We start from the raw sequence: 2,171 nt of genomic DNA, 5'->3' as shown, positions 1-2,171 counted from the left end.
AAGTATTCTTCAGCAGTACATCAGAATTGGTTGCACTTCAGATTTGAATTGGCGTTGTATCGCGGCAAGGCTACCTCGATAGATATCTTAATGTGTATGGAGAAAATACATGGGAGATGATGAAAAGTTCATTCTCGATCGTGTTGGAGCGTGTTGCTAAATATGTGGCTCAGAAAAATGGAAAAGTTATGGTTTATTTCGAAAAAGCAGGTAAAAAAGAGAATCGGCTATTAAAACACTATTTTAACGATTTACGAAACTCTGGAACTCCTTTCAGTCAGGAAAATTCAGCCAAATATAATCCGTTAGAAACATCCCAGCTGTGTCAAGTCTTATCTGGTATTGATAGTAAATCGAAGAGCCATGTCATCTTGCAGGTTGCAGATCTTTGTTTATATCCAGTGGCTCGTTCTAAAGAACAGCCAGATAATTTAGCATTTCAGGCACTGAAACAACATCAGAAGCTAATCGATGCTGTTTTGCCTCCAGCAGAGGTTGAGCGGATGGGTGTGAAGTATTACTGCTTCGATAATCTCTAGCTGTGGATTATCAAATCCTTTAAAACACAAAAACCGCCAATCCAGGATGCGGTTTGGTGCGGCAGTCATACGACTACCCCTTGGCTTTGCCCACCTTTATTGTATTCAATCGTTTCCCGATGGTCAACATATGGTTGCGGCTTTGCCTAGTGCGATGAGCGTCGGTAGCTTGTTTCATTCCCACCGAATCACCTTAAACCGCTCCGGACTCAACCTCGTATACCGCACCGTATGCTCAATATTCCGGTGCCCCAGCCAGTCTTGAATCAACCGCGTGTCATACCCTTGATTCGCCAACCAAAACCCGCAGGAATGCCGCAGCATATGGGCATGAAACAGTAGCGGCAGCTTCGGATCGCAAGCTGCCGCGATTCTTTTTAAAGTCTGACTCACCCCGATCGCCCCCAACCGTTCCCCCCGCTCCCCCACAAACACAAACCCATTCTCCTCATACTTCTCCACCTGCTGCAACCGCCGCAACAGCGCAATCTCATCCGCCTGCAACGGATGAATCCCCGACTCCGACCCCTTCACCCGCTGAATCGAAATCTGCTGATTACTCCAGTCGATCGCATCCCAACGCAGCAACGAAATCTCCTCCCGCCGTAACCCGTGCCGAAATCCCAGCAAAATCATCAGGCGATTCCTAACCTGATGGCGACCATAGCTATCGGCGGCCTCTAGGAGCAACTCAATTTCCTCGATCGTCAGATGTTCACGGCTGCGATAGTCGGAATTCTTCAACCGACCGGGCGGCTGGTAAGTTTGCGTTGATTTAGCCACCTGGGCGATAACTGTATAGAAAAGAGGTCTTTTATATACGGTTTAGACACCTCAAACCCCGGAACTTCGTAATCGCTCCAAAAACACTGGGATTATTGAGAATCGATGCTTACTATTGCGAAAATATCTGCGCGATCGTAAACCTGCGATCGCGCGGATGAATTAGATAGATCTTGCGTTCGATCGTGAGCCAGTTGAACTAAACGTTGACCACTTCAATCCCTGTACGGGCGGTTGAGGTGATAAATGCGGGTGGCGGATTCAAGGGGCGGAGAGTAAGCACTCCATAGACTGCTTCGTCGCCCCATTCGGTATCAACTGTTTTAGCCCGCAAGCGATGGGCAATTTTGACCGTCATTTCCTGGTTGGTTGCCGTCAGGTTGCGTCGTGCTGGACCTCCTAGATCGTCATCTGAGCGAATGTCATCTTCGCGCAGTTGCATTGAAAGCTCCCAGAGATGACCGATCTCATGGGGGGCAAATTCAACTCGAACCACGGCTTCAAAATCCACATAGCCCGAAACGACACGAGAGCTTTCCAGTTGTGCAGAGGTAATTCTGGACATGTTATGTATTTTCCTTTTAGGTAGAGTGAGAAGCAAGTTCCACCGAATCAATCAGGACTGGTGTGTCTGCAGTCGGTTGGCTCGCCAATTCAAATCTGAAGTGCAACCCCTAGGGGGATTCGAGTGCGGGACCCATAAGGATATTCTGATGTTTAGTACAACAAATGAAGATCCTTATGAGCTATACCCAGTTTACGCCCTCTGAGCGGCATCAGCTATATCAATTACGGTAACTACTCAAAAAGCGCTGACAATGGCAGGATCCTATAGACTAGCCTTCAGGT

At 47.8% G+C, this 2,171-nt stretch carries 3 protein-coding genes; 1 reads left to right on the top strand and 2 read right to left on the bottom strand.

Annotation, left to right across the window (positions count from 1 at the left end):
* The first annotated feature begins 47 nt into the window (after positions 1-47).
* Complete coding sequence (locus IGR76_19505) at positions 48-539, top strand: DUF3800 domain-containing protein (protein MBF2080635.1); 492 nt, start codon at positions 48-50, stop codon at positions 537-539.
* Positions 540-713: 174 nt separating this feature from the next.
* On the opposite strand, the gene IGR76_19500 is transcribed toward IGR76_19505, so the two are convergent.
* Together IGR76_19500 and IGR76_19495 are read right to left on the bottom strand one after the other, a co-directional pair.
* Complete coding sequence (locus IGR76_19500; GenBank protein MBF2080634.1) at positions 714-1,322, bottom strand: tyrosine-type recombinase/integrase; 609 nt, start codon at positions 1,320-1,322, stop codon at positions 714-716.
* Positions 1,323-1,521: 199 nt separating this feature from the next.
* On the bottom strand, positions 1,522-1,887 hold the full coding sequence (locus IGR76_19495; GenBank protein ID MBF2080633.1) for a hypothetical protein: 366 nt from the start codon (positions 1,885-1,887) through the stop codon (positions 1,522-1,524).
* Between the last annotated feature and the right edge of the window lie 284 nt (positions 1,888-2,171).

It is taken from the genome of Synechococcales cyanobacterium T60_A2020_003 (assembly GCA_015272205.1).
In the GTDB taxonomy this organism is placed as follows: domain Bacteria; phylum Cyanobacteriota; class Cyanobacteriia; order RECH01; family RECH01; genus JACYMB01.
The sequence above is the reverse complement of the archived record's forward strand: the minus strand, read 5'-3'. Positions and strand labels throughout refer to the sequence as shown.